Below are 22,254 nucleotides of genomic sequence, written 5' to 3'. Positions count from 1 at the left end.
GCCGGTAGCCGGGCGGGGCCGTCCCCAGGGCGTCCAGGGCACGGGTGTCGCCCTCCTCGGCGACCTGGTCCTCGCGGACGCCGAGCAGCACCAGCGGGAAGTGCGCGTGGGCCTCGGGCGCGTACGGCAGCCAGGCCGCGGCCGGGCCGCCGCCGCGCGCCTTGGGCGCCGGGTGGTGGGGGTGGCCGGTGATCAGGGACTGCTCGGAGCGCAGGTACGGGTCCCCGGGCGCCGTCGCCCGGGCGCGGGCGGCGAGCAGGGCGGCGACGGTGTCCCGGCTGTCGATCATCTCGGCGGGCACGTCGCCGCCGGGCGACCCGGTGAGCCGGCGCAGTTCCTCGGCGACCAGCTTGACCAGCTCGGAGTGGCCGAGCCGGTGCCAGGCCCCGGCGTCGAACACCTCCGGCTCGGCGGGCCGACGGCCGGGGCGCACCCGCATGAGCCGGCCGGTGCCGGGCAGCCGGTAGGCCGGCCGTGCCCCGGGCCCGGACTCCGGGAGCGGTTCGGCGATCTCCCGCAGCAGGCAGTTGAGCAGGGGGGCGGCCGCATACGCGTCGGCACGCTGTCCGACGGCGTCGGCGGGGGGCTTGAGGTCCACGCGGTCCATTCGTTCTTCGTCGGGGGCCCGAAGGCGATCAGTATGGCTGTCGTCCCTGTGTCTGTCGTCCCTGACCATCGTGCCCCGTGCCGCGCGTACCCGAGGAGCCGACCGTGTACCACCACCCCACCGCCGAGGCCGAGATCGCCGAGGAGCTGGCCGCCGTACGGCCCGGCCTGCTGCCCCGGTACACGGCCGAGTTGCCGGGCGCCCGCGCGGCGGTCCTGACCCGGCTGTGGCGGGCGTTCGCGCACGAGCCGCTGCCGTGGATCACCGGCCGGGTCCGCGGGGCGCACGCCCTGGCGCTGCGGCTGGCCGACGGCCGGACCCTGCACGGCCCGCTCGCGGACCCGTACGCCACCGGGGACCGTGTCACCGCCGTACGCCTCGACCGCGACCGCCACGACGACCCGGCCCGGCTGGTGACCGCGCTCGCGGTGCCGCACGCGGCCGGTCTCGCGTCCGAACTGGCGCACAGCGTGGCCTCCTTGGCGTTGTCCCGGGCCGACGCGAACCACCCGAAGGAGTGGCCGGCGGGGGCCGCCCCTGCCGCGGGCGGCGGGAAGGACTGGGAGTGGGAGCAGCGGGTCGTGGACGGCCACCCCTTCCACCCCAACTGCCGCTCCCGCCCGGGCTTCTCGGTGGCGGACCAGCTGGCGTACGGGCCCGAGCACCGGCCCGTGGTGGAGCTGGGCACCCTCGCCGTGCCGGCCGCCGAGTGCCTGGTGTCCGGCGACTGGCCGGACGAACTGCGTTCGGGCGAAAGTCTGTTGCTGCCGGTGCACCCCTGGCAGGCGGCACATGTGCTCAAGCGGTCCTGCGCGCCCTGGCGGCCCGCGCACCCGCTGCTGTCGTTGCGCACGCTCGCCCTGGACGACGACGGCCCGCACGTGAAGACGGCGCTGAGCGCCCGGCTGACCTCCTCGGTGCGGGACATCTCCGCCTACTCCGTGGAGGCGTCGGCGGCGCTCACCTCCCTCGCCTCGGACCTGGTCGCGCGCACGGACGGGCTGCTGCACATCACCCGCACCCTGGGCGCGGCCACCGCCCACTCGCCCGATCTCGCCGCGCTGCTGCGGGAGTCGCCGCGGGTGTACGCGGGCCCCGGCGAGCGGGTGCTGCCGGTGGCCGCGCTGCCCGCCACCGGCCTCACGGACTCCCCCGCCTGGCTGGCCGGGCTCACCCGGCTCGCCCTCACCGTCGGGCTGCGGCTGCTGGACCTCGGCGTCGCGCTGGAGGCGCACGGGCAGAACCTGCTGGTCGTGCTCTCGGCCGACGGCACACCGCTGCGCCTGGTCTACCGCGACCTCGCCGACATCAGGATCAGCCCCGCCCGGCTGCTGCGCCACGACATCACCCCGCCGCCGCTGACCGGCCGGCTGGTCACCGACGACGAAACAGCCCTGCGCCGCAAGCTGTTCGGCTCCCTGGTGGCGGGCGCGCTGGCCGGTACGGCGGGCTCGGGACCGGCGCTCGGCGCGGCGCTGGCGGCCGCGCTGCCCGGCCTGCCCCGCACCCCGGACCTGACCGCGCTGCGCGAACACCCGGTGCCCGCCAAAGCGTTGACGCTGATGCGGCTCTCCCCGGACACCCCCGGCGACCTGTGGACGGCGCTGCCGAACCCGCTCGTTTTGGAGCCCGGCACCCGAGATCAATAAGATCCGCCGATGATCAGAAGACAACGGCTGGCGGCGGGCGTCTGCGCTCTGCTCGCCGCCCTGACGGCGGGGCTCGCCCTCCCCGGCCCGGCCGCGGCCGACGAGACGGAACAGGCCGCCCCGAAGGTCGAACTCGTGCTGGACGTCAGCGGTTCCATGCGGACCCGGGACATCGACGGCGGCACCCGGATGGCCGCGGCGAAGCAGGCGTTCAACGAGGTGCTCGACGCGACCCCCGAGGAGGTCCAGCTCGGCATCCGCACCCTGGGCGCCAACTACCACGGCAACGACCGCAAGACGGGGTGCAAGGACACCGCGCAGCTCTACCCGGTCAGCACACTGGACCGCACGGAGGCGAAGACCGCGGTCGCCACGCTGTCGCCGACCGGCTGGACCCCGATCGGTCCCGCGCTGCTGAAGGCGGCGGACGACCTGAACGGCGGCGACGGCGCCCGCCGTATCGTCCTGATCAGCGACGGCGAGGACACCTGCCAGCCGCTCGACCCGTGCGAGGTGGCCCGGGAGATAGCCGCCAAGGGCATCGGCTTGACCATCGACACCCTCGGCCTGGTGCCCGACGCCAAGACCCGTGACCAGCTCAGCTGCATCGCGGACGCGACCGGCGGCACCTACACCTCCGTGCAGCACAAGGAGGAACTGAGCGACCGGGTGGGCCAGTTGGTCGACCGAGCGGCCGATCCGGTGGTGACGCCGGTGGCGACCGAGGGCGCCCGCGAGTGCGCCTCGGCGCCGTCGCTCAAGTCCGGCCTCTACACGGACCGCGAGGAGTTCGGGCAGCAGCGCTGGTACAAGGTGACCGTCCGGCCGGGCCAGGAGGTGCGCGCCTCGGTGAGCGTGGCGGACGACCGCGCGGTGAACCCGGACTACGGGGTGCTGCTACGGGCGGTGACCCTGCACGGACGCGAGATCGTGCGCGGTGAGGCGGCGGGCGACGGCCGTACCGACGTCGTCTCCACCGGCCTGCGCTACCCGAGGCCGGAGAGCGACGACGAGAACGCGGCCGCGGAGACCGTGTGCCTCCAGGTCACCAACTCCTTCTCGGCCGCCGCGGGCGTCAAGACCACACCTGGTCTGCCGCTGGAGCTGACGGTCGACGTGGTGGACGGTCCGTCGAAGGCGAGCGACGTCGCCTCCTTCGGCCTCGGCCGCGGCTGGTGGCTGCTCGGCGCGCTGGTGCTGGCCGGTTTCGTCGCGGGCCTGCTGTGGGGCTGGGTGTCCCGCTGGCGGGTCGCGGTCTGGAGGACCAACTGATGCGTATCACTCGTGTGCTGAGCACCGCCCTGCTGGCGCTCGGGCTGGCCGCGGGACCCGCGGCCGCCGACGGCTCGCCGTCGCCCGGCGCCTCGGCCGACGGCAAGGCGCCCACGCAGGCGGGCACGTCCTTCCGCACGGCCACCGAGATCGACCAGGGGCAGCGGGCCACCGCGTCCGGCTCCACCGGCGACTACCTGTACTGGTCGTTCCCCGCGGACGCCGGGCAGCGCCCGACCGTCGCGGCGACCGTCAAGCTGCCCGCCTCCCACGGGACGCAGACCTGGCAGATCGACGTGTACGACGGTCTGCGGCGCCGCCAGTCCTGCCAGTACGGCGCCGCCACGCGCACCGCCCCTCAGGGCACCTCCTCGGTGGAGCTGGCGTGCGTGCTGCGCACGGTGCGCGCCTGGTCGGAGCCGTGGGCCGACGACCCGCTGCCCGGCACGTACTACGTCCGCCTGACGGTCGTGGACCTGGCCGCGGGAGACCTCGGCCAGCCGGTGAGCGCCGAGGTCCGCGCCGACTCCAAGCACATCGGCGGCGCGGCGGCCGTGGACGGCTCGCTGGCCGAGCCGTTGGTGCCCGGGGTCGCGGTGAAGTCCGAGGCGCAGCAGGACGGCGCGAAGTCGGCCGTGCTGTCCAGCATCGAGCCCGACGACGGCTGGTCCTCCGGCTGGTGGTCCGACCGCTGGGTGTGGACCGGCATCGGCGGTGTGCTCGCCGCGCTCGCGGGCATCGGCGGATACGCGCTGACCCGCGGCTCGGGGCGGCCGTCCCGGGTGCCGCCGAACGCCTGACCCGTCCCGCACCGCCCGTGAAGGCCCGCCCCCGGGGCGGGCCTTCCGTGTTCCTCACGCCTCCCGCAGCGCCTTGGCGAGGGCGCCGTCGCCGGTGACCGTGACCCGTCCGGAGCGCACCGCGTCCGCCAGCGACAACGCGCCGTGCCCGACGGCCGCGAGCGTCCCGGAGTCCGTGCCGAGGCACGCGTCCGCCACGCCGGGTGCGGGCCCGTCGCCGTACACCGGCCCCTCCCCGGTGCCGACGTGGAGGTGGAAGTGACCCTCGTCCAGCCGGACTTCGACCACACCTTCGCCCTCGCCCGCGCCTTCCAGGGCGCGCAGCAGCGGCAGGGCGAACCAGTGGGCGCGCACCGCGTCGGTGGGCCGCCGCTCCCCCAGCTCGGCCTGCCCCCACTCCCCCAGCGCCTGCAGCACCGGCAGCAACTCGCGCCCCCGCCGGGTGAGTTCGTACACGAAGGCCGCGCTCGGCGGGGGCAGCCTGCGCCGGCCGGCGAGCCCGTCGCGCTCCATGTCCCTCAGCCGTGAGGCGAGTACGTCCGTGCTCACGCCGGGCAGGTCCGCGTGCAGGTCCGTGTAGCGGCGGGGACCGGCGAGCAACTCACGGACGATCAGCAGGGTCCAGCGGTCGCCGACGAGGTCGAGCGCACGGGCTGCGGAGCAGTACTGGTCGTAGCTTCGGCGAGGTGACATGCGGCGCAGTCTAGACGGGTTGTTGGACTTTCCAAGCTCCCGCTTGGTAAAACCAAGCAACACGAGTTCCCGGAGGGGCGCATGGAGTTCCGGCAGTCGAACAAGCTCAGCGAGGTCTGTTACGAGATCCGCGGCCCGGTGATCGAGCACGCCAACGCGCTGGAGGAGGCGGGCCACAGTGTGCTCCGGCTGAACACCGGCAACCCCGCGCTGTTCGGCTTCGAGGCGCCGGAGGAGATCCTCCAGGACATGATCCGGATGCTGCCGCGGGCGCACGGCTACACCGACTCGCGCGGCATCCTCTCGGCCCGTCGCGCCGTGGCCCAGCGCTACCAGAACCTGGGCCTGGAGGTGGGCGTCGACGACGTGTTCCTCGGCAACGGCGTCTCGGAGCTGGTCTCCATGGCGGTGACCGCGCTGATCGAGGACGGCGACGAGATCCTCATCCCCGCCCCGGACTTCCCGCTCTGGACGGCGGTGACGACCCTCGCGGGCGGCAAAGCGGTCCACTACCGCTGCGACGAACAGGCCGACTGGAACCCCGACCTGGCCGACATGGCGGCGAAGATCACGGACCGCACCAAGGCCCTCGTCCTGATCAACCCGAACAACCCCACGGGAGCCGTGTACCCGAAGGAGGTCGTCGAGGGCGTCCTGGACCTCGCCCGCCGGCACGGCCTGATGGTCTTCGCCGACGAGATCTACGACCAGATCCTCTACGACGACGCCGTGCACCACTCGGCCGCGTCCCTCGCCCCCGACCTGGTGGTCCTCACCTTCTGCGGCCTGTCGAAGACGTACCGGGTGGCGGGCTTCCGCTCCGGCTGGCTGGTGGTCACCGGACCACGTCAGCACGCCAAGGACTACCTGGAGGGCCTGACCATGCTGGCCTCGATGCGGCTGTGCGCCAACGCGCCCGCCCAGTACGCCATCCAGGCCGCGCTCGGCGGCCGCCAGTCCATCGGCGAACTCACCGCGCCGGGCGGACGGTTGCGCGAGCAGCGCGACATCGCCTGGGAGAGGCTGAACGAGATCCCCGGGGTCTCCTGCGTGAAGCCGAAGGGAGCGCTGTACGCCTTCCCGCGGCTGGACCCGAAGGTGCACCGGATCCACGACGACGAGAAGTTCGTCCTCGACCTGCTGCTGCGCGAGAAGATCCAGGTCGTCCAGGGCACGGGCTTCAACTGGCCCGAGCCCGACCACTTCCGCATCCTCACGCTGCCGCACGCGGAGGACCTGGAGGCGGCGATCGGCCGGATCGGGCGGTTCCTCGGCGGGTACCGGCAGTGACGCCGGCCGGGGCCACCGTGCGGTGACCGGGCACGGCCGTCCGGCCCAGTCCGCGCTGCGCGCCGCCCCGGACCGTGGAACCGTGCTCGGGAGGCGAGCGGGAAGGGCGCTGACATGGGTGACCTCTTTCTCGTCCGGCACGGTGAGACCTCGTGGTCGCGCTCCGGACGGCACACCGGCTGGACGGACGTGCCCCTCACCGGGGACGGGCGCGAGGAGGCACGGCGGCTGGTGCCGCTGCTCCGCCCCCACCGGATCGGCGCCGCCTTCGTCAGCCCGCTGCGGCGGGCCCGGGAGACGGCCGAGCTCATCGGGCTCGCGGACGCCCGGGTCGACGCCGACCTGTGCGAGTGGGACTACGGCGGGTACGAGGGCGTGACCACCGTGGAGATCCAGCGGACCCGGCCCGGCTGGTTCCTGTTCACGGACGGGGTCGCGCCGGGACCGCCCGCCCACCCCGGGGAGAGCCCCGAGCAGGTGGGAGAGCGGGCCGACCGGATGCTCGACAAGGTGGACGCCGCCCTCGCCGGTACCGAGGGGGACGCCGTCCTGGTCGCCCACGGCCACTTCCTGCGGGTGCTCACCGCCCGCCGCCTCGGCCTGCGCCCGCAGGACGGCGCCCACTTCCAGCTGGCCACGGGCACGCTGTGCCGGCTCGGCACCGAGCACGGGCGCCCGGTGGTGGCGGTCTGGAACCTCCGGCCGCCCGGCTGACCCGGCCGGCCCCGAGCCGCTGTCAGTGCCCGGTCGTACGCTTCTGACGAGCCGCCCACCCCGGCGGCCCCGTGGAGGCGGCACACCGGAGGGAGCACGCCGTGACCCGACCCCCGACCGCCGCGCAGCGGCGGGTGATCGACGCCGCCGATCCGGTCACCGGGCGGCTGCGCGGGACACGGACACAGCTGGAGGCGCTGGTGCGGCACGGGCTCGCCTTCCGGCATCCACGGCCGCCGCACGACCACTTCCTCACGCCGGCCGGGCACCGGGTACGGCAGACCGCGCCCGAGGCCCCACCCGGACCGGCACCGGAACCGGCACCCGACGCCGGGGTCTTCGCGGCGCGCGTCGGCGGCGAGGACACGGCACCGGCATCCGCCGCGGCACGGCTGCGCGAGGTGAGCGGTGCCTGGCAGGGGCTGCTGGAGCTGCGCCGGATGACCAACCCCGGCGGTGCCACCGACCGCCCCTGCGGCTGGGAGCGCGCGCATTTGGTGCGGGCCGCCGCGCTCGCCCTGGAGGCGGCCGGGCACCCGCCCGAGGGCCCGGACGGCGCCGGGTACCGGGTGCGCGCCACCCCGCAGCCCGAGGCCGTCGCCGTGCACGGGCCGGACGAGCGGACCCTGCGGGCCTGCGCGGCCACGCTGGAGCGGGCGGGCTGGCAGGCCGGGGAGTACACCGAGCCCCGTACGAGGGCGCGTTATCTGCTGGCCTCCCCGCGCCGGGCGTGAGCGGCGTGCCAGGATCGGTCGGTCAGTGCGTCGTACACGAGAAGGGGAAGTCGTGAGCGAACCGTTTTCCGTGCGGGTGACCGTCCGGGGCTACGAGACCGACGTCCAGGGCCACCTCAACCAGGCGGTGTACCTCAACTACGCGGAGCACGCCCGCTGGTCGATGCTTCAGGCGGCCGGGCTGACCCAGGCGCGGCTGGGCGGCGAGGGGGTCGGGCCGGTGGCGCTGGAGACGACGATCCGCTTCCGGCGCGAGCTGCTCGCCGGCGACGAGGTCGACGTCACCTGTGCGTTCGAGTGGGGCACCGGCAAGACGTTCCGGATCCACCAGGAGATCCGCAGGACCGACGGCACGGTGGCGGCCGAGATCACCGCCGTGGGCGGCATCATGGACCTCGCCGCCCGCAGGCTGGTGCCCGATCCGGGCGCGGTCTTCAAGATGCTGACCGCCGACCCCGCCCTGCTCGGCCTCTGACCTCGGTGTCGCCCGAAGGGCCCGGCTCATGACGACGTGGCCGGGGCCTCCCGGGTCGGCACCGGGACCTGGTTGAAGCCGTAGTAGAGGGCGAGCAGGCCGTGGGCGGCCAGGGTGAGGGGGGCGGAGACGAAGGCCAGGCCCACCGTCAGCGGGTAGCCGAGCGAGCCCAGTGCGAAGCGGATCCGGGTGGCCCGGGCGGCGGGGGCGTCCACCCGGGAGTCGAAGAGGTGGCCGGTGCGGGTCAGATGCCACCACAGGGCCTGGAAGGTGAGCGCCATCGCGACCATCACCAGGCTGTACACGGCGGCGGCCGCGTGGGAGGCGCGGTCCTCGCGCAGATACTCCGCGAGCATCGCCGTCGGCCAGGGCACCGCGGCCACGACCATCAGCACCAGCAGGTTGAGGAACATCAGCGTCCGGTCGACCCGGGCGACGTAGCTGAACACCTGGTGGTGGTTGACCCACATGATGCCGATGACCAGGAAGCTCACCACATAGGCGGCGTAGGACGGCCACTGCGCGCCCAGGGCGTGCCACAGGCCGCCCGGTCCGTCGGCCTCGGGCACCTTGATGTCGAGGATGAGCAGGGTGATGGCGATGGCGAACACCCCGTCGCTGAAGGCCTCCACGCGGCCGGACTCGTTCATACGGCCCAGCCTGCCGCACATGACGGCGCGGGGTACGGCGGTCGCCGTACCCCGTCCGTGCCGAGGGTCAGTGAGCCGGGGCGAGTTCTTCGCCCGACTCCATCGGGTGGGTGACGTCCGCGGCCTCGCTGTCGCGGCCGAGGTGGTTGAAGACCAGGTTGAGCAGGACCGCCGTGACGCAACCGGTGGAGATGCCGGAGTCCAGGACGATCCTCGCGGTCTCGGGGAAGGAGTGGTAGAAATCCGGCGCCGTGATCGGGATGATCCCGACGGCGAGGGAGACGGCCACGATCAGGACGTTGTTGTCCCGCTCGAGACCTGCCCTGACCAGGGTCTGAATGCCGCTCGCGGCGACCGAGCCGAAGAGGACCACACCGGCCCCGCCGAGGACCGGGCGCGGGACGACCGCGATGAGCGAGGCGGCCATCGGGCACAGGCCCATCAGGACCAGGAAGCCGCCGCCGGCCGCGACCACGAAGCGGCTGCGGATCCGCGTCATGGCGACGAGCCCGATGTTCTGGGCGAAGGCGCTGCACATGAAGCCGTTGAAGACGGGGCTGAGGGCGGAGCCCAGGGTGTCGGCGCGCAGACCGGCGGCGATGGTCCGCTCGTCGGCCGGGCGCTCGACGATCTCGCCCAGCGCCAGCATGTCGGCGGTGGACTCGGTCATGGAGACCACCATCACCACGCACATCGACAGGATCGCCGCGATGTGGAACTGCGGGGCGCCGAAGTGGAACGGGGTCGGGAAGCCGACCAGGTGCGCCTTCGTGACGGGGTCGAAGTCGGTGACGCCGAACGGTATCGCCAGGAGCGTGCCGGCGACGAGGCCGAGGAGGACCGCGATCTGCTTGACGAAGCCGCGGGTGAAGCGGCGCAGCAGCAGGACGATCAGCAGGGTGGCGCCCGCGAGGGCCAGGTTGGTCGTCGAACCGTAGTCGTGCGCGGCGGGGTCGGGGCCCTGGGCCCAGTTGAAGGCGACCGGGAGGAGGGAGACCCCAATCAGGGTGATGACCGTCCCCGTGACGACCGGTGGGAAGAAGCGGACCGCCTTGCAGAAGACCGGGGCGGCGAGGAAGCCGAGGAGACCGGCGACGATGACCGCGCCGAAGATCATCGGCAGGGCGTCGGACCTGTCCTTCGCGGAGGCCACGATCGCCGTCATCGGGGCGACCCCGGCGAAGGTGACACCGTTGACGAAGGGCAGGCGGGCGCCGATCTTCCAGATCCCGAGGGTCTGCAGGAAGGTCGCGAGGCCCGCGGTGAACAGGCACGCTCCGGTGAGGAAGGTGAGCTCGGTGCCGGACAGACCTACGGCGGCGCCGACGATCAGGGGCGGGGCGACGACTCCGGCGTACATGGCGGCCACGTGCTGCAGGCCGCTCGTCGCCATCTTGAGGGCGGGGAGCTTCTCGTCCACGGGGTGGACGGACTTCTCGTCGGCGGGGTGGACGGACTTCTCGTCGGCGGGGTGGGCGGACACGGCGGCTCCTCCGGTCGGTTAGACGCATCGGCTCTGACGCGGGTTTCAGGGAGGTGGTGCGCGACGGGCAGGGGGTACCTCCCGCTCGAGGGAAGTCGAGAGCGGGTAGGGACCGGGGAGACCCCTCGGGGGTCGCGGGACGGTGACCGTTCCGGGGCGCGTGCTCACACACGCGCCCCGGGGACGGCCGCCATGGACCCCGCTCGGGTCCACGGCTACCGGCCGGGAGCCGTCCCTCCCGGCCGGAGTCCGGATGCGGCTCAGCCCTGGGCGGCGATCCGCGCCAGGCGCCGGGCCTCGTCCCGCGTGGAGCGGGCGACGGCGTCCTCGTCGACGGTCAGCAGGCGGCCGTCCTCGACGATCTGGCGGCCGTTGACGAAGGAGGCGGTGACCGGGGCGGCCGCGCCGAAGACCAGCGCGGTCACCGGGTCGGCGATGGAGGCGTGGGCGAGGGTGTCCAGCTTCCACAGCACCAGGTCGGCCAGCTTGCCGGCCTCCAGCGAACCGGTCTCGGCGGCGCGGCCGAGCACCTGGGCGCCGCCGTGGGTGCCCAGGCGCAGCGCCTGCCGGGCGTTCAGCGCGGCCTCGCGGTGGGCGCCGAGGCGGTTGATGAGGAGCGCGTTGCGCAGTTCGGTGTGCAGCTCACCCGACTCGTTGGAGGCCGTGCCGTCGACGCCGAGGCCGACGGGCACGCCCGCCTTCAGCATGTCGGGGACGCGGGCGATGCCGGCCGCGAGACGGGCGTTGGAGGAGGGGCAGTGCGCCACACCGGTCCTGGTCCGGGCGAAGGCGGCGATGTCGGAGTCGTTCATGTGGACGCAGTGCGCCATCCACACGTCCTCGCCGAGCCAGCCGGTGGACTCGAAGTAGTCGGTCGGGCCCATGCCGAACAGCTCGTGGCAGAACTTCTCCTCCTCCACGGTCTCCGAGCCGTGGGTGTGCAGCCGTACGCCGAGGCGGCGGGCCAGTTCGGCGCCCTGCCTGAGGAGTTCGGTGGAGACGGAGAAGGGGGAGCAGGGGGCGACGGCGACCTGGGTCATCGCGTCGAAGGAGGCGTCGTGGTGCTCCTTGACCGTCTCCTCGGTGGCGGTGAGGGCGCCTTCGAGGGTCTCGACGGCGAAGTCCGGGGGCAGTCCGCCGTCCTTCTCGCTGCGGTCCATGGAGCCGCGGGCCAGGGTGAAGCGGACGCCGGTCTCGTGGGCGGCGCGGATGATCGCGCCGGACAGGTCGCCGGAGCCCTGCGGGTGGACGTAGTGGTGGTCCATGGCGGTGGTGACGCCGCCGCGGGCCATCATCGCGAGCGAGCCGCGGGCCGCCGCGTACACCATGGGCTCGTCGATGCGCGCCCAGGTGGGGTAGAGCGCGACCAGCCAGTCGAAGAGGTTGTGGTCGGTGGCCAGGCCCCGGGTGATCCACTGGTAGAAGTGGTGGTGGGTGTTGATCAGGCCGGGGGTCACGAGGTGTCCGGTGGCGTCGATACGGCGTACGACGTTCTCCAGGCCCTCGGGGGCCCTGCCCGCGCCGACGGCCTCGATCCGGTTGCCGGCGATGACCAGGTGCCCGGAGGCGTACTCGGTGTCTTGGGCGTCGACGGTCGCGATCGCACAGTTCTCGATGACGATGCGCTGGTCTGCTGCCATGACTTCGTCCTTTTCGCTCAGTGGACTCTGTGAGGGAGGGCACGGCAGGACCCCGGGAGTTTTGAGTGCCGTGACCGGGGTGGACGGTTCCCCGGTCACGGGTGCCGAAAAGAGGGGTGTGGCTCAGAGGTTGGTGAGGTCCACCGGGATCCGCGGTTCGCAGCCGTTGCGGAGGATGGTCGCCTCGATCAGGCCGTAGGGCCGGTCGGCGGCGAAGTAGACCTCGTTGTCGTTCTTGAGCCCGAAGGGCTCCAGGTCGACCAGGAAGTGGTGCGAGTTCGGCAGGGAGAAGCGGACCTCGTCTATCTCGCTGCGGTTGTTGATGATGCGCGAACCCATCTGGTACAGCGTCTGCTGGAGCGAGAGGGAGTACGTCTCGGCGAAGGCCTGGAGCGCGTGCCTGCGCACCTGCTCGTAGGACTTCTCCCAGTTGGGCATCTTCTGCTCGTCGTCGGTCCAGTTGAACCGCCAGCGGCCGGACACCGAGGTCGCCAGGATGCGGTCGTAGGCCTCCTGGAGTGTCGTGTACTTGTCCTTGACGTAGCCCCAGAACTCCGAGTTGGTCGAGTTCATGACGGTCAGGTCCTTGAGGCCGGAGATGACCTCCCACTTCTCACCGTCGTAGGTGATCTGGGCGACCCGGGTCTCCTGGCCCTTGCGCACGAACGAGTGCTTGACCTCCTCCGCGCCGATGAACCTGGAGTTGGCGTCGGAGGTCTCGATCCGCTCCCAGGCGTACTCCTCGATCCGGATCCGCGCGGTCTTGATCGGCTCCTGCGAGGTGACGAAGTGGCGGGCGAGGTGGATGCCGAACTGCTCGGCGGACTCGATGCCGTGTTCCTTGGCGAAGGCGAACACCGTGTTCTTGGTGGTGTCGGTCGGCAGGACGTTGGCGTTGGAGCCGGAGTAGTGGACCTCCTCCATGTCGCCGCTCAGGGCCACGGAGACGTTGAGGTCCTTGATGTGGTGGGTGGCGCCGTCCCGCGTGATCTTGACGACTCGGTTCTCGGCCTTGCCGTACTGGTTCTGTCCCAGCATCACAGGGTGGGCCGGACGGGGATTGACTGCCATGTCTGCTAGCTCCCTCGGTAAACGGAGTAGCCGAACGGGTTGAGCAGCAGCGGTACGTGGTAGTGCTCGCCCGGCACGACGGCGAACGTGATCGCCACCTCCGGGAAGAACACGCCCGGCCCGCTGTCCCGATTCGCGGGGGCGTCCTGCTGCGCATCGGCTTGCTTCTTCTCGGACTGCAAGAAGTACGTCTCGACGGCGAAGTCGAGCCGTACGTGGGTCGTCCCTTCCGGCAGGGCCGGGAGGTCCTTGCACCGGCCGTCGGCGTCGGTCGCGGAACCGCCGAGCGCCTGCCAGTCCGCCGCGCCGCCGGATCGGGCGGAGAGGTGGACGGCGACGCCCTCGGCGGGGCGTCCGACGGAGGTGTCCAGGATGTGCGTGGACACGGAGGCGGTGGTGCTGGTGCTCATGGTGTCAGGCGTCCTCTTCGACGAGTCGGGCCAGTCGGATGCGGTTGATCTTGCCCAGCTCGGTGCGGACGATCTCCCGCTCCTGTTCCGGAGAGTTGCCGATCCGCTCCTTGACCGCGTCGCGCATCTGCTCGCCGGTCCGGCCGGTGGCGCAGATGAGGAAGACGTGCCCGAACCGCTCCTGGTAGGCCAGGTTCAGTTCGAGCATCTCGGCCTTGAGCTCCTCGGCGGCGCCGGCCATGCCGGCCTGCTCCCGCGTGGAGGTGGGGTCGCCGGGCCTGGGGCGGCCGATCGGCGGGTGGCCGGCCATCGCCTCCGCAAGGTCCGCCGTGCCCAGGTCGGCCATGGCGGCGTCACTGGCGGCACGGAGGTCGTCGAGGGTGGCGTACGGACGGCCGGCGAGCAGCCGGCGGGCCCAGGCGGTGGAGGCGCACGCCTCGAGGAGGCCGGCGAGCGCCGCGTGCTCCTCCAGGACGTTGAACCGGGCCAGGCCCGGGGGCGTGGAAGTCGTAGTCACGGGAGCCTCCGTGGCCGGAAACGGCCTTCGTGCTGAACGGGCTGCCTGTAGCTAACGCCCTCCGAAACAACACGTCAACACTTTGTTGAAAATTCAGGGTGGGGCTCCGGTCGGGCGTCAGCCCTCTTTCTCACGGTTGAGGTAGTTGTACACGGTGAAGCGGCTCACGCCGAGCGCGCTCGCCACGGTCTCCACGCCGTGCCGGACGGCGAACGCACCGCGGGCTTCCAGTATCCGCACGACCTCCTGCTTCGACTTGCGGTCCAGCTCGGCCAGCGGGCGGCCACGTCTGCGCTCCATGGCCGCGAGGATGTGGTCGAGCGAGTCGGCGAGCTGCGGCAGGCGCACGGCGAGCACGTCGACGCCCTCCCAGGCGAGCACGACGTCCTCGGCGCCGGCCTCGTCCGGCGGGAGCATCTCCCCGCCCATGGCGTCGACCAGCGGTTTGACGGCCGCGATGAAGGACTCGTCCCCGGTGCCGGTCACTTCTCGTCCCCTCCGCCCGCGTCGACGACGTTGACCTGGAGCGAGACCCGGGTCGCGCCGGCCGCGAGGCTGCGGCGCAGCAGCGCGTCCACGGCGCCGAGCACGGCGTCGGCGGCGCCTTCCACGGTGTTGCCGAACGGGCCGACGTCGATCGCGTCCAGCTGGGCCGCCTCGATGACCTCGCGGGCGACCACCGCGTGCGCGGGTGCCTCGTCGAGATCGAAGGGCTCCGTCGTGAACTCCACTTTCAGTCGCACTGCGCCCCCAAGGCTCGCACTCCGACCCGCGTGGGCCGCCGGGTCCGCGACCGGGCCGGACCACCCGGGCCGCTCGGGAAGACCTTAACGGACCGCCCCCGCGGGCCCTTCCGGTTCGCTCACCGGCACTTTTTCCGGCGCGCTCTTGACAGTCCTCACCCTTCGCAGGCAATCTTCCGTTAAGCAGAAACGAACTTCCGCATAGTGGAACTTCTCCACTGGATCGCATCGCGGAATGCGCATCGTGGACTTACAGGAAGGGAGCGCCGCCCCCGTGGGATTTGCAGACCAGCGCTTCAACGTCAACCTGTCGATCCTCTTCACGGAACTCCCGCTCCTGGAGCGTCCCGCGGCCGCCGCCGCGGCGGGCTTCACCGCGGTCGAGCTGTGGTGGCCCTGGGTCGACTCCCCCACCCCCGAGCGCTCGGAGCTCGACGCCCTGAAGAAGGCGATCGAGGACGCCGGCGTCCGGCTCACGGGGCTGAACTTCTACGCCGGGCAGCTGCCGGGACCCGACCGCGGCGCCCTGTCGGTGCCCGGTGCGGAGTCGGAGCGGTTCCGCGCCAACGTCGACGTGGCGGCGGAGTTCGCCCGGTCGCTCGGCTGCACCGCGCTCAACGCGCTCTACGGCAACCGCGTCGAGGGCGTGGACCCGGCCGAGCAGGACGCCCTCGCCCTGGAGAATCTGGTCCTCGCGGCCCGGGCGGCCGACCGGATCGGCGCGATCCTGCTGATCGAGGCGCTGAACCGGCCCGAGTCGCCGCTCTACCCGCTGGTCTCGGCGCCGGCCGCGGTCGAGGTCGTCGACAAGGTCAACGCGGCGACCGGCCTCGGCAACGCGAAGTTCCTCATGGACCTCTACCACCTGTCCATGAACGGCGAGGACCTGCCGCGGGTGATCGAGCGGTACGCGGCGCGGACGGGCCACGTCCAGATCGCCGACAACCCCGGCCGCGGCGCCCCGGGCACCGGTTCGCTGCCCCTGGAGGACCTCCTCGACCAGCTGAACAAGGCGGGTTACGACGGCTGGGTCGGCCTCGAGTACAAGCCGGGCGACCGCCCGAGCGCCGAGGCCTTCGACTGGCTGCCCCGCTGACCCTCGTACCGAAAGGCATCCCATCATCATGAGCAGCACGCTTCCCACGATCGCCTGGATCGGCCTCGGCATCATGGGCTCCCCCATGTCGGAGAACCTGATCAAGGCGGGCTACACCGTCACCGGTTTCACGCTGGAGCAGGACAAGCTGGACCGCCTGGCCGCCGCCGGCGGCACCGCGGCCGGCTCGATCGCCGAGGCCGTCCGGGACGCGGACGTCGTCATCACCATGGTCCCGGCATCCCCGCAGGTCGAGGCCATCTGCTACGGCCCCGACGGCATCCTGGAGAACGCGAGGGCGGGCGCCCTGCTGATCGACATGTCCTCGATCACCCCGCGGACCTCGATCGACCTGGCCAAGGCCGCCCGGGACAAGGGCATCCGGGTGCTGGACGCCCCCGTGTCCGGCGGTGAGGCCGGCGCCGTCGAGGCCGTGCTGTCCATCATGGTCGGCGGCGAGCAGGACGACTTCGACCGGGCGAAGCCGATCTTCGACGCCCTCGGCAGGACCATCGTGCTGTGCGGTCCGCACGGCTCCGGCCAGACCGTGAAGGCGGCCAACCAGCTCATCGTGGCCGTGAACATCCAGGCGTGCGCCGAGGCCGTGGTGTTCCTGGAGAAGTCGGGCGTGGACCTGAAGGCCGCACTGGACGTCCTCAACGGCGGCCTCGCGGGCTCGACCGTGCTGACGCGCAAGAAGGACAACTTCCTGACCCGCGACTTCAAGCCCGGTTTCCGCATCGACCTGCACCACAAGGACATGGGCATCGTCACCGACGCCGCCCGCACCGTCGGCGCCGCCCTGCCGGTCGGTGCCGTGGTCGCCCAGCTCGTCGCGTCCCTGCGCGCGCAGGGCGACGGCGGCCTGGACCACTCGGCCCTGCTGCGGGCCGTGGAGCGCCTGTCCGGCGCCCGGGTCTGAGCACCGCCCCGAGACTTCCGGGCCGCGGCGCCGCCGACAACTGTCCTGTCGCGCCCAGGCGTCGCCGCGGCCCGGAACCACTTCCCGCGAACCACCGATTCGGTTCAACAAACTGTTGACGCCCGGATCGCCCACTTCTAGGCTCCACGAAGCGGAAACAGGTTTCCGCTGACACCCGCACGGAAGGTCCACGATGTCGAAGCGCGTGCTCACCACCGAGTCCGGCGCCCCGGTCGCCGACAACCAGAACTCCGCCTCCGCCGGCGTCGGCGGCCCGCTCCTGCTCCAGGACCAGCACCTGCTGGAGAAGCTCGCGCGCTTCAACCGCGAGCGGATCCCGGAGCGTGTGGTGCACGCCCGCGGCTCCGGCGCGTACGGCCACTTCGAGGTGACGGACGACGTCACCGGCTTCACCCACGCCGACTTCCTGAACCGGATCGGCAAGCGCACCGAGGTCTTCCTGCGCTTCTCCACGGTCGCCGACTCCCTCGGCGGCGCGGACGCGGTCCGCGACCCGCGCGGCTTCGCGGTGAAGTTCTACACCGAGGAGGGCAACTACGACCTCGTCGGCAACAACACCCCGGTGTTCTTCATCAAGGACCCGATCAAGTTCCCCGACTTCATCCACTCGCAGAAGCGCGACCCGTTCACCGGCCGCCAGGAGCCGGACAACGTCTGGGACTTCTGGGCCCACTCCCCCGAGGCCACCCACCAGGTCACCTGGTTGATGGGCGACCGCGGCGTCCCGGCGTCGTACCGCCACATGAACGGCTACGGCTCGCACACCTACCAGTGGACGAACGCCGAGGGCGAGGCCTTCTTCGTCAAGTACCACTTCAAGACGAACCAGGGCGTCCGCTCCCTGAGCAGCGAGCAGGCCGCCGAACTCGCGGGCAAGGACCCCAACTCCCACCAGACGGACCTGCTGCAGGCCATCGAGCGGGGTGTGCACCCGTCCTGGACCCTGTACGTGCAGCTCATGCCGGCGGCCGAGGCGGCGGACTACCGCTTCAACCCGTTCGACGTGACGAAGGTGTGGTCGCACCGGGACCACCCGCTCCAGCGGGTCGGCCGGCTGGTGCTCGACCGCAACCCGGACAACGTGTTCGCCGAGGTCGAGCAGGCCGCCTTCTCCCCGAACAACTTCGTCCCCGGCATCGGCCCGTCCCCGGACAAGATGCTCCAGGGCCGCCTGTTCGCCTACGCGGACGCCCACCGCTACCGCCTCGGCGTCAACCACACCCAGCTGGCGGTCAACGCGCCGAGGGCGACCACCGCGCAGAACTACGGCCGGGACGGCCTGATGGCGGCCAACCCCCAGGGCCGGTACGCCAAGAACTACGAGCCGAACTCCTACGACGGCCCGGTGGAGACCGGCCGCCCGCTGTCCGCCCCGCTGGCGGTGACGGGCCACACCGGCACCCACGAGGCCCCGCCGCACACCAAGGACGACGACTTCGTCCAGGCGGGCGAGCTGTACCGCCTGATGTCCGAGGACGAGCGGCAGCGTCTGGTCGCGAACATCGCCGGCGGCCTCTCGCAGGTCTCCCGCGACGACGTGATCGAGAAGAACCTGGCCCACTTCCACGCCGCCGACCCGGAGTACGGCAAGCGCGTGGAGGAGGCGGTCCGCGCCCTGCGCGAGGACTGACCCACGGACCGCGTCCGGGACCTGACGGGGAGGTCCGGCCCCGGACGTGAACGACCCGCCGCCGAGCGATCCGGATGAGGGGTGATCGCCGGCACCGCGGGCAGGGCGAGGACCGCGGCGGAGTGCGAGCCAGTGCGGTGGTGAAGGAACCGAGTGCCCTTCTCGACCAGAGGGAAGGGTCCCCGGCTCCGTCGCCTCCGCCGCGGTCCCCAGCCACGACCTCGGCAGAGGTCCCCCGGCTCCGTCCGGCGGCGCGAACGTCCTGTCGCGCCCAGCCTCGCGCCGTCGGACGGCCAGTACGCCCCACCACGAGAGCGCCCCCGGTCCGGGGGCGCTCTCGTGCTGTCCCGGTCCCGGCGTGCGCCTGCGCCGTATCCGCAGGACGCTGAACCCATGGGACATCCGACGCACCACCCGCACATCGTGGTCCACTCCCCGGCCCTCGACGGCTCCCGGCGGGTCACCGAGGGGGAGGTGACCCTGGGGCTCGCCTCCCACCTGGACGACGTCGTGGAGATCCTGCGCCTGGCCGACCTGGACCGGATCGAGGTCGAGGAGAGCGACCTCATCGAGTGGCAGGGCGGCGGCCCGGACGACTGGCCCGGCCTTTCGGAGCACGAGGGGTGACCAGGCCGGGTACGGCAGCGGCCGGACCGCCGGCTGTGCCCGCGCCACGGCATCCTCAAATCGAGCTCTGAACACCGCCGCGCAGGCGTGGACCGCCCCTCGCGGCGGGCACATCACCGGTACGCGGGGCCCGCCGGCACGGGGGCGGCGGACCCCGCTCGGGGGTGTGTCATGGGTGGTACGACAAGGGTCCCGGCCGAGCCGCACGCGCTGGCCCTGCTGCGCGGGGGCGCCCGGGCCGCGGTGGCGGTGACCGTGCTGGACCTGCATCTGCGCGGCGCCGTGCGGGCGGGGCGCCCTGGCACCATGCGCACCTCGGGACCGGTGACCGGGGCGCCGCTGCCCGCGCTCGCGAAGGCGGTGCACGCGAGCCTCTACCGCCCGGCCGGCATGGGCCAGTTGCTGGAGCGGCGCGCCGTGCGCGAGGCGCTCGGCGCGCTGCGCGGGGACCTCGCCGGCGTGGGTCTGCTGCGGCGCTTCCCGCCCGGCCGCACCCGCGCGGGACGGCGGGCCCTGCGGGAGGCGCGCTCCCGGCATCCGCTGCCCGCCCGCCCGGACGGCCTGTCCGCCGGGGACCGGGTCCTGCTGGTGGCCCTGTACGGCGACCGGGCGCTGACCCTGCTCGCGCCCCACTTCGCCCGCGAGGCGGGCCTGACCGGCCGCGGCGGGACGACGGAGCGCGAGCTGCGCCCGTCGTGGGACCGCGGGAGCGGCGGGGGCGGCTTCACCTGCGGGACGGTGTGACGGCGCACGGCGGCTTCCGGACACCGGCCGCGCGGCGGCCCCGCACGAGAAGGACACGAGACGGACACGAGAAGGGGCGGCCCCTCCCCCTCGGGAAGGGCCGCCCCTGGTGTGTGCCGGCCGGGCCGGGTCAGACCTTCAGCGGCTTGAGCGACGTCGGCGCGTGGCCGGGCTCGGTGGCCAGGTCCTCGAACTCGGAGATGTCGCTGATGTCCATCGTCCGGCTCATCGAGATGTTGGTGACGCGCTCCAGGATCGCCTCGACGACGACCGGCACCCGGTACTCGGCGGCCAGCTTCTTGGCCTGCTCGAACGCGGCGCCGAGCTGGTCCGGCTCGGTGACCCGGATCGCCTTGCAGCCCAGGCCCTCGGCGACCTTGACGTGGTCCACGCCGTAGACGCCGATCTCGGGAGTGTTGATGTTCTCGAATTCCAGGTTGACCTGGAAGTCGATGTCCAGGCCGATCTGCGCCTGGCGGATCAGGCCCAGGTAGGCGTTGTTCACCAGCACGTGGACGTAGGGGATGCGGTGCTGGGCGGCGACCGCCAGTTCCTCGATCATGAACTGGAAGTCGTAGTCGCCGGAGAGCGCGACCACCGGGGCGTCCGGGTCGGCCTTGGCGACGCCGATCGCGGCCGGGACGGTCCAGCCGAGCGGGCCCGCCTGGCCGCAGTTGATCCAGTGGCGCGGCTTGTAGACGTGCAGCATCTGCGCGCCGGCGATCTGGGAGAGGCCGATGGTGGTGACGTAGCGGGTGTCGGGGCCGAAGGCCTTGTTCATCTCCTCGTACACGCGCTGCGGCTTCATCGGCACGTCGTCGAAGTGCGTGCGGCGCAGCAGCATGGCCTTGCGCTCCTGGGTGGAGGCGACCCAGTCGGCGCGATCGGGCAGCCGGCCGGCGGCCTTCAGCTCGCGGGCGACCTCGATGAACAGCTCCAGCGCGGCCTTGGCGTCGGAGACGACCCCGTAGTCCGGCGGGAAGATCCTGCCGATCTGGGTGGGCTCGATGTCGACGTGGACGAACGTGCGGTCGCCGCGGTAGACGTCGAGCTTGTAGCCGGTGTGGCGGTTGGCCCAGCGGTTGCCGATGCCGAGGACGCAGTCCGACTCCAGGAAGTTGGCGTTGCCGTAGCGGTGCGAGGTCTGGACGCCGACCATGCCGGCGTTCAGCTCGTGGTCGTCGGGCAGCGCGCCCCAGCCCATCAGGGTCGGGATCACCGGGGTCCGCGTCAGCTCGGCGAACTCGACCAGCAGGTCGCAGGCGTCGGCGCCGATGACGCCGCCGCCGGCGACGATGACCGGGCGTTCGGCGGCCAGCAGGAAGGAGAGCGCCTTCTCGATCTGGGCGCGGGTGGCGGTCGGCCGGTAGACCGGGAGCGGCTCGTAGGTCTCCGGGTCGAACTCGATCTCGGTGAGCTGGACGTCGATCGGCAGGTCGATCAGGACCGGTCCGGGACGGCCGGAGCGCATCAGGTGGAAGGCCTGCTGGAAGACGCCGGGGACCTGCGCGGCCTCCAGGACGGTGACCGCCATCTTGGTGACCGGCCTGGCGATCGAGGCGATGTCGACGGCCTGGAAGTCCTCCTTGTGGATCACGTGGGTGGGCGCCTGGCCCGTGATGCACAGGATCGGGATCGAGTCACCGATGGCCGAGTACAGGCCGGTGATCATGTCGGTGCCGGCCGGGCCGGAGGTGCCGATGCAGACGCCGATGTTGCCGGGCGTGGTCCGGGTGTAGCCCTCGGCCATGTGCGAGGCGCCCTCGACGTGGCGGGCGAGGGTGTGGTGGATGCCGCCACCCTCCTTGAGCGCCTTGTAGAACGGGTTGATCGCCGCGCCCGGCACCCCGAAGGCGTCCGTGACGCCCTCGCGCTTGAGGATCTCAACTGCCGCGCGGGCAGCGGTCATACGAGCCATCGAGTACTCCTGCTTCGGCTTCTCGGATGCGTACTCCCGGCGCGCCCCGCGGTGAGCACAGTCTCCAGTTCGAACCATTCTGATTCCGTCGGCCCCATCGATTCCGCATCGTGGAACTCAACTTCTACTATCTGGAAGCAATCTAGGGGGGTGCGCGAACGCCGTCAAGGGCCGGCCGGACCGCGCAAGCGCCGGACAGGCGGTGGGCGGCAGGAGGACGATGGGAGAGCCGTCCCCACGCGACACCCGGGAGGGGCCATGCCCGAGAGCGTGCCGGTGCGCTGCCCGGTCTGCCGGCGCGCGCACGTGCGCACCGCGCCGTCCTATCCGTGCGCCTGCGGCGCGCCGACCACCGTGCGGCTGGACGACGCCGCCCCGCCGGCCGTCCTGGCGCACCGCGCCTGGGACGAGGAGTGGGTCACGGTGCGCTGCGCCGCCTGCGGTCGCGGCAACCAGTGGCCGCACCCCGAACTGGGCTGCCCGTGCGGCACGGTCCTGCGCCTGGCGGTGAGCGACCCGCCCCCGGCGGCCGTCGGCGGCCCCGCGAC

23 protein-coding genes and 1 pseudogene are annotated in these 22,254 nt (G+C 72.4%); 13 read left to right on the top strand and 11 right to left on the bottom strand.

Annotated features, from left to right (window positions below; all coding sequences use genetic code 11):
- The coding region (locus tag V7E45_RS25255) for an IucA/IucC family protein (RefSeq protein ID WP_333776487.1) at nt 1–607 on the bottom strand (607 nt) is incomplete at its 3' end.
- Nucleotides 608–711: 104 nt separating this feature from the next.
- Between V7E45_RS25255 and V7E45_RS25250 the strand changes: the two genes are divergently transcribed.
- The 3 genes from V7E45_RS25250 to V7E45_RS25240 are packed head-to-tail and all read left to right on the top strand — an operon-like array spanning nt 712 to nt 4,328.
- Nucleotides 712–2,256, top strand: a complete 1,545-nt coding sequence (locus V7E45_RS25250) for an IucA/IucC family protein (protein WP_333776489.1) — start codon at nt 712–714, stop codon at nt 2,254–2,256.
- A 9-nt stretch (nt 2,257–2,265) separates the two neighbouring features.
- Nucleotides 2,266–3,528 carry a VWA domain-containing protein gene (locus tag V7E45_RS25245; protein WP_333776486.1) on the top strand — a complete coding sequence of 421 codons (1,263 nt, stop codon included), beginning with the start codon at nt 2,266–2,268 and terminating at the stop codon, nt 3,526–3,528.
- Nucleotides 3,528–4,328 carry a hypothetical protein gene (locus tag V7E45_RS25240; RefSeq protein ID WP_333776485.1) on the top strand — a complete coding sequence of 267 codons (801 nt, stop codon included), beginning with the start codon at nt 3,528–3,530 and terminating at the stop codon, nt 4,326–4,328. The genes V7E45_RS25245 and V7E45_RS25240 overlap by 1 nt, the downstream gene beginning before the upstream one ends.
- 54 nt (nt 4,329–4,382) lie before the next feature.
- Here V7E45_RS25240 and V7E45_RS25235 read toward each other — a convergent pair whose 3' ends face one another.
- Nucleotides 4,383–5,021, bottom strand: a complete 639-nt coding sequence (locus V7E45_RS25235; protein ID WP_333776484.1) for a winged helix-turn-helix transcriptional regulator — start codon at nt 5,019–5,021, stop codon at nt 4,383–4,385.
- 81 nt (nt 5,022–5,102) lie between these two features.
- Between V7E45_RS25235 and V7E45_RS25230 the strand changes: the two genes are divergently transcribed.
- From V7E45_RS25230 to V7E45_RS25215, 4 genes are all read left to right on the top strand, one after another.
- The gene (locus V7E45_RS25230; RefSeq protein WP_333776483.1) at nt 5,103–6,311 is read left to right on the top strand and encodes a pyridoxal phosphate-dependent aminotransferase; all 1,209 of its coding nucleotides are present in this window, start codon (nt 5,103–5,105) and stop codon (nt 6,309–6,311) included.
- A 114-nt stretch (nt 6,312–6,425) separates the two neighbouring features.
- Complete coding sequence (locus tag V7E45_RS25225) at nt 6,426–7,025, top strand: histidine phosphatase family protein (protein WP_333776482.1); 600 nt, start codon at nt 6,426–6,428, stop codon at nt 7,023–7,025.
- A 101-nt stretch (nt 7,026–7,126) separates the two neighbouring features.
- Nucleotides 7,127–7,759, top strand: a complete 633-nt coding sequence (locus tag V7E45_RS25220) for a hypothetical protein (RefSeq protein ID WP_333776481.1) — start codon at nt 7,127–7,129, stop codon at nt 7,757–7,759.
- Nucleotides 7,760–7,811: 52 nt separating this feature from the next.
- Nucleotides 7,812–8,234: an acyl-CoA thioesterase gene (locus V7E45_RS25215; RefSeq protein WP_333776480.1), complete on the top strand. Its 423-nt coding sequence runs from the start codon at nt 7,812–7,814 to the stop codon at nt 8,232–8,234.
- Between the two features lie 26 nt (nt 8,235–8,260).
- Here the strand turns inward: V7E45_RS25215 and V7E45_RS25210 are convergent, their stop codons facing one another.
- The 8 genes from V7E45_RS25210 to V7E45_RS25175 form a co-directional block, all read right to left on the bottom strand.
- On the bottom strand, nt 8,261–8,884 hold the full coding sequence (locus V7E45_RS25210; RefSeq protein ID WP_333776479.1) for a TMEM175 family protein: 624 nt from the start codon (nt 8,882–8,884) through the stop codon (nt 8,261–8,263).
- A 67-nt stretch (nt 8,885–8,951) separates the two neighbouring features.
- Nucleotides 8,952–10,277, bottom strand: a complete 1,326-nt coding sequence (locus V7E45_RS25205) for a nucleobase:cation symporter-2 family protein (protein ID WP_333776488.1) — start codon at nt 10,275–10,277, stop codon at nt 8,952–8,954.
- Between the two features lie 350 nt (nt 10,278–10,627).
- Nucleotides 10,628–12,007, bottom strand: coding sequence for an 8-oxoguanine deaminase (locus tag V7E45_RS25200; protein WP_333776478.1), 1,380 nt, complete (start codon nt 12,005–12,007; stop codon nt 10,628–10,630).
- A gap of 123 nt (nt 12,008–12,130) precedes the next feature.
- Nucleotides 12,131–13,078 carry a factor-independent urate hydroxylase gene (pucL, locus tag V7E45_RS25195; RefSeq protein WP_333776477.1) on the bottom strand — a complete coding sequence of 316 codons (948 nt, stop codon included), beginning with the start codon at nt 13,076–13,078 and terminating at the stop codon, nt 12,131–12,133.
- Between the two features lie 5 nt (nt 13,079–13,083).
- Complete coding sequence (gene uraH, locus V7E45_RS25190; RefSeq protein WP_319150179.1) at nt 13,084–13,488, bottom strand: hydroxyisourate hydrolase; 405 nt, start codon at nt 13,486–13,488, stop codon at nt 13,084–13,086.
- 4 nt (nt 13,489–13,492) lie between these two features.
- A complete protein-coding gene (gene uraD / locus V7E45_RS25185; protein ID WP_333776476.1) occupies nt 13,493–14,005 on the bottom strand; it encodes a 2-oxo-4-hydroxy-4-carboxy-5-ureidoimidazoline decarboxylase in 513 nt (170 codons plus the stop codon).
- A gap of 117 nt (nt 14,006–14,122) precedes the next feature.
- A complete protein-coding gene (locus V7E45_RS25180; protein ID WP_333776475.1) occupies nt 14,123–14,491 on the bottom strand; it encodes a helix-turn-helix domain-containing protein in 369 nt (122 codons plus the stop codon).
- Nucleotides 14,488–14,748 (bottom strand): thiamine-binding protein, encoded by a 261-nt coding sequence (locus V7E45_RS25175; RefSeq protein ID WP_333776474.1) that lies wholly within the window; start codon nt 14,746–14,748, stop codon nt 14,488–14,490. The genes V7E45_RS25180 and V7E45_RS25175 overlap by 4 nt, the downstream gene beginning before the upstream one ends.
- A gap of 274 nt (nt 14,749–15,022) precedes the next feature.
- Between V7E45_RS25175 and V7E45_RS25170 the strand changes: the two genes are divergently transcribed.
- From V7E45_RS25170 to V7E45_RS25150, 5 genes are all read left to right on the top strand, one after another.
- Entirely contained in the window at nt 15,023–15,844 is an 822-nt protein-coding gene (locus tag V7E45_RS25170) for a TIM barrel protein (protein ID WP_333776473.1), read from the top strand.
- Between the two features lie 28 nt (nt 15,845–15,872).
- On the top strand, nt 15,873–16,766 hold the full coding sequence (locus V7E45_RS25165; RefSeq protein ID WP_333776472.1) for a 2-hydroxy-3-oxopropionate reductase: 894 nt from the start codon (nt 15,873–15,875) through the stop codon (nt 16,764–16,766).
- A 193-nt stretch (nt 16,767–16,959) separates the two neighbouring features.
- Nucleotides 16,960–18,417 (top strand): catalase, encoded by a 1,458-nt coding sequence (locus V7E45_RS25160; RefSeq protein WP_333776471.1) that lies wholly within the window; start codon nt 16,960–16,962, stop codon nt 18,415–18,417.
- A 393-nt stretch (nt 18,418–18,810) separates the two neighbouring features.
- Entirely contained in the window at nt 18,811–19,044 is a 234-nt protein-coding gene (locus V7E45_RS25155; RefSeq protein ID WP_133919215.1) for a hypothetical protein, read from the top strand.
- Nucleotides 19,045–19,215: 171 nt separating this feature from the next.
- Entirely contained in the window at nt 19,216–19,788 is a 573-nt protein-coding gene (locus V7E45_RS25150; RefSeq protein WP_333776470.1) for a TIGR04222 domain-containing membrane protein, read from the top strand.
- A gap of 130 nt (nt 19,789–19,918) precedes the next feature.
- On the opposite strand, the gene gcl is transcribed toward V7E45_RS25150, so the two are convergent.
- Entirely contained in the window at nt 19,919–21,706 is a 1,788-nt protein-coding gene (gene gcl / locus V7E45_RS25145) for a glyoxylate carboligase (protein ID WP_333776469.1), read from the bottom strand.
- Nucleotides 21,707–21,964: 258 nt separating this feature from the next.
- Here gcl and V7E45_RS25140 point away from each other — a divergent pair.
- Nucleotides 21,965–22,254, top strand: a pseudogene (locus tag V7E45_RS25140) (hypothetical protein); the annotation flags it as partial.

This window comes from Streptomyces sp. IBSBF 3136 (assembly GCF_036815105.1).
GTDB lineage: Bacteria > Actinomycetota > Actinomycetes > Streptomycetales > Streptomycetaceae > Streptomyces.
The sequence above is the reverse complement of the archived record's forward strand: the minus strand, read 5'-3'. Positions and strand labels throughout refer to the sequence as shown.